The following is a 7235-nucleotide window of genomic DNA, read 5'->3' as shown; positions in this document are numbered from 1 at the left end:
TTGGCGGGTGCGGCGGTGGGTGGTTTGGTGCGGTCGGCGCAGGCGGAGCATCCGGGTCGGATTGTGTTGCTGGATGTGGAGGGTGGGGAGTTTTCGTCGGGTGATGTGGTGGGTGCGTTGGGTGTGGGTGAGCCGCAGGTGGCGTTGCGGGGTGGTGTGTTGTTTGTGCCGCGGTTGGTGCGGGCTGCGGTGGCTGTGCCGGGTGGTGTGTCGCCTGAGGTGGGTGCGGGCGTGGTTGGTGGGTTGGGTGGTTGGGGTGGTGGTGGGACGGTGTTGGTGACGGGTGGTACGGGTGGTTTGGGGGTGGTGTTGGCTCGGTATTTGGTGTCGGTGTGTGGGGTGCGGCGTTTGGTGTTGACGTCGCGGCGTGGTGGTGGTGTGGAGGGTGCTGGGGAGTTGGTTGAATCGTTGTTGGGGTTGGGTGCGGTGTCGGTGGAGTTGGTGGCGTGTGATGTGGCGGATCGGGGTGAGTTGGCTGGGGTGTTGGCGGGGATTCCTGAGGAGTTTCCGTTGTGTGGGGTGGTGCATGCGGCGGGTGTGTTGGATGACGGTTTGGTGGGTTCGTTGTCGGTGGATCGGTTGGAGTCGGTGTTGCGGCCGAAGGTGTTGGGTGGGTGGAATTTGCATGAGTTGACGTGTGGGTTGGCGTTGGATGTGTTTGTGGTGTTTTCGTCTGCTGCGGGTGTGTTGGGTGCGCCGGGGCAGGGGAGTTATGCGGCGGCGAATGCGTTTTTGGATGGGTTGGTGGAGTGGCGGGTTGGGGGTGGTTTGCCGGGTGCGGCGTTGGCGTGGGGTTTGTGGGGTGGTGTGGGTGGTATGGGTGGTGGTTTGTCGGATGGTGATGTGGCGCGGATGGCGCGTGGTGGTGTGTTGCCGTTGTCGGAGGCGGATGGGTTGCGGTTGTTCGGGGTGGGGGCTCGGGCGGATGCGGCGCTGGTTCCGGTACGTCTTGATGTGGAGGCGTTGCGGGCGCAGGGGGCGGCACTCCCGCCCCTCTACCACCACCTGGTCCCCACCGTGCGACGTACCGCCACTGTCGGCGACGGCACCACCGCGGACACCCTGCACCAACAGCTGTCCGCACTCAGCCCGGCCGAGCGGGAACGCGCGCTGCTCACCCTGGTGCGCGGGCAGGTCGCCGATGTCCTGGGCCATGCGACTCCGGCGGCCATCGCGCCCGACCGCGCGTTCAGCGACCTCGGCTTCGACTCGCTGACCTCGGTCGAACTGCGTAATGCGCTGAACACCGCGACGGGCCTGCGCCTGCCGGCCACCCTGGTCTTCGACTACCCGACCGCCGGCGACCTCGCGGCCTACCTGCACGACGAACTCCTCGGCACGCTCGACGACACGGTCGCTGTGCCGGTCGGCCACGGGGGGCCCGTCACGGACGATCCGATCGTCATCGTGGGCATGTCCTGCCGCTATCCCGGCGGCATCCAGTCGCCCGAGGACCTGTGGAAGCTGGTCGCCGACGGCAACGACACGGTCTCCGAGTTCCCGGAGGACCGGGGCTGGGATACGAGCGCGATCTTCGACCCGAACAGTGAGCGGCCGGACACCACGTACGTGAACAAGGGCGGTTTCCTGCACGACGCGGCCGATTTCGATGCCGCCTTCTTCCGGATCAGCCCGAACGAAGCACTGAGCACGGACCCGCAGCAGCGACTGCTCCTGGAGGCGTCCTGGGAGGCCTTCGAGCGGGCGGGTATCGACCCCGCCACCGTCAAGGGCAGCTCGACCGGCGTCTTCGCCGGGCTGATGTATCACGACTACCCGACCAGTCACAGCGCGGGCAGTATCGTCTCCGGACGCATCGCCTACACCTTCGGCCTTGAGGGGCCGGCCGTCACCGTGGACACGGCGTGCTCGTCGTCCCTGGTCGCGCTGCACCTCGCGACGCAGGCGCTGCGCAACGGTGAGTGCTCGCTGGCGCTGGTCGGCGGTGTGACCGTGATGTCGACGCCCGCCACGTTCATCGAGTTCAGCCGGCAGCGGGGCCTGGCCGGTGACGGCAGGTGCAAGTCCTTCGCCGACGCGGCGGACGGCACCGGCTGGTCCGAGGGCGTCGGCGTCCTGGTGGTGGAACGGCTGTCGGACGCGAAGCGCAACGGACACCACGTCCTCGCGGTCGTACGGGGAAGCGCGGTGAACCAGGACGGTGCGAGCAACGGCCTGACGGCCCCCAATGGCCCGTCCCAACAGCGCGTGATCCGGGCGGCGTTGGCGAACGCCCGACTGTCTGCGGACCAGGTGGACGCGGTGGAGGCGCACGGCACGGGCACGGTTCTTGGCGACCCGATCGAGGCGCAGGCTTTGCTTGCCACGTACGGTCGTGACCGTGCGGCCGAGCACCCGCTGTGGCTGGGGTCCATCAAGTCGAACCTGGGACACACGCAGGCGGCTGCCGGCGTGGCCGGGATCATCAAGATGGTGATGGCGATGCGCCACGGCGTACTGCCCAGGACGCTGCACGTGGATGCGCCGTCGTCGAAGGTGGACTGGTCGGCCGGTCGGGTGGAACTGCTCACCGAGTCCCGGCCCTGGGAAGCCGGGGAACTGAGGCGCGCGGCCATCTCCTCCTTCGGGATCAGCGGGACGAACGCCCACGTGATCATCGAGCAGGCCCCCGAGCCCGTCGCCGTCCAGCGCGGATCGGAACCGAGCCCGACAGAGGAACTGCCGGGCCGTCCCAGCACGTTGGCGCTTGTGGTATCGGCCGGGAATGCTGCGGCGCTGAGGGCTCAGGCGGTGGGTGTGCTCGGTCTGCTGGAAGGTGCGGATGCTCCGGATCCGGTGGATGTGGGGGTGGCGTTGGCGTCGACGCGTGCGCAGCTGGAACATCGTGCGGTGGTTGCGGGGGCGGGGCGTGAGGAGCTGGTTGCCGGGTTGCGTGCGCTGGGTTCGGGTGAGGAGGCCGGGGGTGTGGTGCGGGGTGTCCGTGCGGAGGGCCGGCTGGGCTTCTTGTTCACGGGCCAGGGTGCGCAGCGGGCGGGTATGGGGCGTGAACTGGCCGCCGCTTTCCCGGTGTTCGCTGCCGCTCTGGACGAGGTGTGCGTACACCTGGACCCGCTGCTGGACCGCCCACTGAAGGAGGTGCTGTTCGCGGAGGCGGGTTCGGCTGAGGCGGGGCTGCTGGACCGTACCGAGTACGCGCAGCCCGCCCTCTTCGCCATCGAAACCGCGTTGTTCCGGCTCACCGAATCCCTCGGCATCCACCCCGACCTGCTCGCCGGACATTCCATCGGTGAGATCAGCGCCGCGCATGCGGCGGGTGTGTTCTCGCTGGCTGATGCGTGTGCGCTGGTCGCGGCGCGGGGCCGGCTGATGCAGGCGCTGCCCGATGGTGGTGTGATGGCGGCAGTGCAGGCGACCGAGGATGACGTACGCGCCATGCTGGACGGTGTCGAGGACGCGGCGATCGCCGCCGTCAACGGGCCCCGTGCGGTGGTCGTTTCGGGCGCCGCCGACTCCGTCGAGAAGGTCGTGGAGACCGTACGGGCTGCGGGTGGGAAGACCTCGCGTCTCACCGTCTCGCATGCTTTCCACTCGCCGTTGATGGATCCGATGCTGGAGGAGTTCGGGGCTGTCCTGTCCGGGCTCACCTTCAGCGAGCCCCGCATCCCGGTCGTCTCCAACGTGACCGGACGTACCGCCACACCCGGCGAACTCACCAACCCCGCCTACTGGGTCACCCACGTACGCGAGGCCGTGCGTTTCGCCGACGGCATCAAGACGCTCGCGGAGGAAGGTGTCACCACCTTCCTGGAGATCGGCCCCGATGCGGTCCTCACGGCCATGGCCCCCGCAGCCCTCGCCGACGACACGACCGCCACGTTCATTCCCCTCCTGCGCCGCAACCGGCCCGAGCACAGTGAAACCCTCACCGCGCTCGCCCGCCTGTGGACCAGCGGCCACACCGTCAACTGGCCCGCACTCCACCCCACCAACGGACCCACCCGGCCCGTAGACCTCCCCACCTACCCCTTCCAACGCCAGCGCTACTGGATCGACGGCTACTCGCCGTTCGGTGCGGCGTCCGGTGCCGGAGGTCATCCGTTGCTGGGTACGGCTGTCGTGCTGGCGGAGTCCGATGGGCTGCTCTTCAGCGGCCGGCTCTCCACCCGAACGCACCCGTGGCTGGCCGATCACGCGATCGGGGAGACCGTACTGTTCCCCGGCACCGGCTTTGTGGAGATGGCGATCGGCGCCGGGGACCAGGTCGGCTCGGCAGTGTTGTCGGAAATGACACTGGAGGCTCCGCTGGTGCTTCCGGAGCAGGGAGTCATCCACACCCAGCTCGTGGTCAATGCGCCCGACGACTCGGGCGACCGCGCCTTCAGTATTCACTCGCGCGGCGAGGACACGGCGGGCGACTCGGCGTGGATCCGGCATGCGACCGGTGTGCTGAGCACGGGTGCACACCGCCCGTCGAGCGAGGCCGAATTCACCGAGTGGCCTCCGGTGGGGGCGGTGCCGGTTTCGGTGGAGGGTGTGTATGGGCGGTATGCGGAGGGTGGGTTGGTGTATGGGCCGGTGTTTCGTGGTTTGAGGGCTGCTTGGCGGTTGGGTGGTGATGTGTTTGCTGAGGTGGTGTTGCCTGAGGGGGTGGGTGTTGAGGGGTTTGGTGTGCATCCGGCTGTGTTGGATGCGGCGTTGCATGCGGTGGGTTTGACGGGGGTGGGGGAGCGGGCTGGTCTGCCGTTCGCGTGGTCGGGTGTGGAGTTGTTCGCGACGGGTGCGTCGGCGTTGCGGGTGCGGGTGCGTCCGCTGGCTTCTGGTGGCAACGCCGGGGCGGGTGGCAACGCCGGAGTGGGTGGGGGTGCCGGTTCGGGTGCGGTGTCGTTGGAGGTGGCGGATGGCGCGGGGCGGCCGGTGGTTTCGGTGGAGCGGCTGGATGTCCGGCCGATCTCGGAGGGGCAGCTGGCCCAGGCCCGTGCCGAGTTCCACGACTCCCTTTACCGGGTCGACTGGACTCCGGTGTCTTCCGCCCCCACTCCGGATGACTACGGTAAGTGGGTCGTGGTCGGTACGGCAGCGTCCGAGTGGTCGGAAACACTGGCCACCGCAGTGGCGAGCAGCGGGGTGGTCCCAGAGCTGCGGGACGCCGGCGATGCGGGCGTGATCGTACTGCCCGTGGTCGGAGACACACGTAGGGCAGGAGCCGGAACCCAGGCCGGAGCCGGCACCGAAACCCGGGCCGAGGTCGGCACCGATGCCGAAGCCCGAACCCATGCCGGGGCCCAGGCCGGAACCCATGCCGGCTCCGACGCCGATCTCGCGCGGGTGGTTCGCGAGCGTACGCACCGGGCGCTCGCCGACCTGCAACTCTGGCTGGACGACGCACGGTTCGCCACATCGACCCTGGTGGTGGTGACACAAGGCGCGGTGCCCACGGCGACCGGTGACGTGAGCGACCTCGCGGCGGCCGCGGTGGCTGGTCTCGTGCGGTCGGCGCAGATGGAGAATCCGGGCCGGATCGTCCTGGTCGACGTGGACGGTCGCGAGGCTTCCCTCGCCGCCCTGCCGCGCGCCGTGCATACGGACGAGCCGCAACTGGCCATCCGGAACGGTGAGTTGTTCACTCCGAGACTGGCGCGGGCGGCCGTTGCCACTCGGCCGGCCGACGGCAGGACCGAAGGGAAGGTCTGGGACGGCGACGGCACGGTCCTGGTCACCGGCGCCACCGGCGCCCTGGGCGGCCTGGTCGCGCGTCACCTGGTGGAGAAGCACGGGGTGGGTCACGTACTGCTCGTGAGCCGTCGGGGCCCGGATGCGCCGCGCGCCGCCGAGCTGAGTGCCGAGCTGTCAGAACTGGGCGCCACCGTGACGCTCGCCGCCTGTGATGTCGCCGATCGCGGCCAACTGGCCGCACTCTTGGCGGCCGTTCCCACCGAACACCCGCTGACCGGCATCGTGCACGTCGCGGGCACGCTCGACGACGGTGTCATCGGCTCCCTGACGCCGGAGCGCATGGACGCCGTGCTGCGGCCCAAGACCGATGCCGCCTGGAACCTGCACGAACTGACCCGCGACCTCGGTCTCTCCGCTTTCGTCCTCTTCTCCTCCATCGCCGGAGTGCTCGGGGTTCCGGGACAGGGCAACTACGCGGCGGCCAACTCCTTCCTGGACGCCCTGGCCCAGCATCGCCGGGCCCAGGGACTGGTGGCGAGCTCGCTGGCATGGGGCATGTGGGCGGACGACGGCGGCATGGCAAGCGGCCTGAGCGGAACCGATACACACCGCATGGCCCGCGCCGGGGCCGGCGCGCTCTCCGCCCGACAGGGTCTGGACCTCTTCGACACGGCAGTGCTCGGCCAGGGTCGGACCGACACTCCGGCCGACGCGCTCCTCGTACCGGCCCTGCTGGATGTACGCGCCATGGCGCAGAGCGGGGACGGGGAACTGCCGCCGCTCTTCCGCGGTTTGGTGCGTGCACCGTCCCGGCGGACCGCGCAGTCCGCCGCTCAGTCGCCCGCCGACTCGCAGGGCCTGCGGGCCCGCCTCGCGCAGGCACCCGCGGCCGAGCGGAAGGATCTGCTGACCGAGGTCGTGCGTACACAAGCCGCGCTGGTGCTCGGGCACGCGGACGCCGACACCGTGGACGCCGACCAGTCGTTCAGCGCCCTCGGCTTCGACTCGCTCAGCGCCGTGGAGTTCCGCAATCGCTTGAATGCCGTCACAGGGTTGCGTCTTCCCGCCGCGCTGATCTTCGACTATCCCAGCGCCCGGGCCGTCGCGGGTCACCTGTGGGAGGAGCTGGCACCGAGCACGGAGGACGAGGCGGGCGAAACGGGTACCGGTTCGGCCGAGAGCCGTATCCGCACCGCGCTCGCCGCCATCCCGCTGGCCCGGCTGCGGGAGGCGGGCTTGATGGACAGCCTGCTGGAACTCGCCGGGATCGAGCCGGGTCTCGCGCTGGCGGGGGACACGAACGACACCGCGGACTCCATCGACGCCATGGACACGGAGGCCCTGATCAACCTGGCGCTCGCGGACTCCGGGGCCAGTTCGGGTGTCTCATCCGAATTCGGCGATGCTCACGGCGATGCTCACGACGCGCCCCATGCCGATGGCGCCCACGGCCCCGAGTCTGCGTTCGGGTCGGAGTACGGGGCGGAGTACGGATCCGAGTACGGGGCGGAGTACGAGTCCGAGCACGGGGCGAGCTCCGAGTACGCGCATGACGAATTCGACGTCAACGACACGACGCGGGAGAAGTGACACTGCCATGG

The 7235-nt window shown here is 69.4% G+C and carries 1 protein-coding gene; it reads left to right on the top strand.

All coding sequences use genetic code 11. The features are described from left to right. On the top strand, positions 1 to 7224 hold a 7224-nt coding region (locus ACGFW5_RS27610), incomplete at its 5' end, for a type I polyketide synthase (RefSeq protein ID WP_393836992.1). Between the last annotated feature and the right edge of the window lie 11 nt (positions 7225 to 7235).

The organism is Streptomyces sp. NPDC048416 (assembly GCF_043200435.1).
GTDB lineage: Bacteria > Actinomycetota > Actinomycetes > Streptomycetales > Streptomycetaceae > Streptomyces.
Note: the sequence above shows the minus strand (reverse complement) of the source record. Positions and strands in the feature narration are given on the sequence as shown.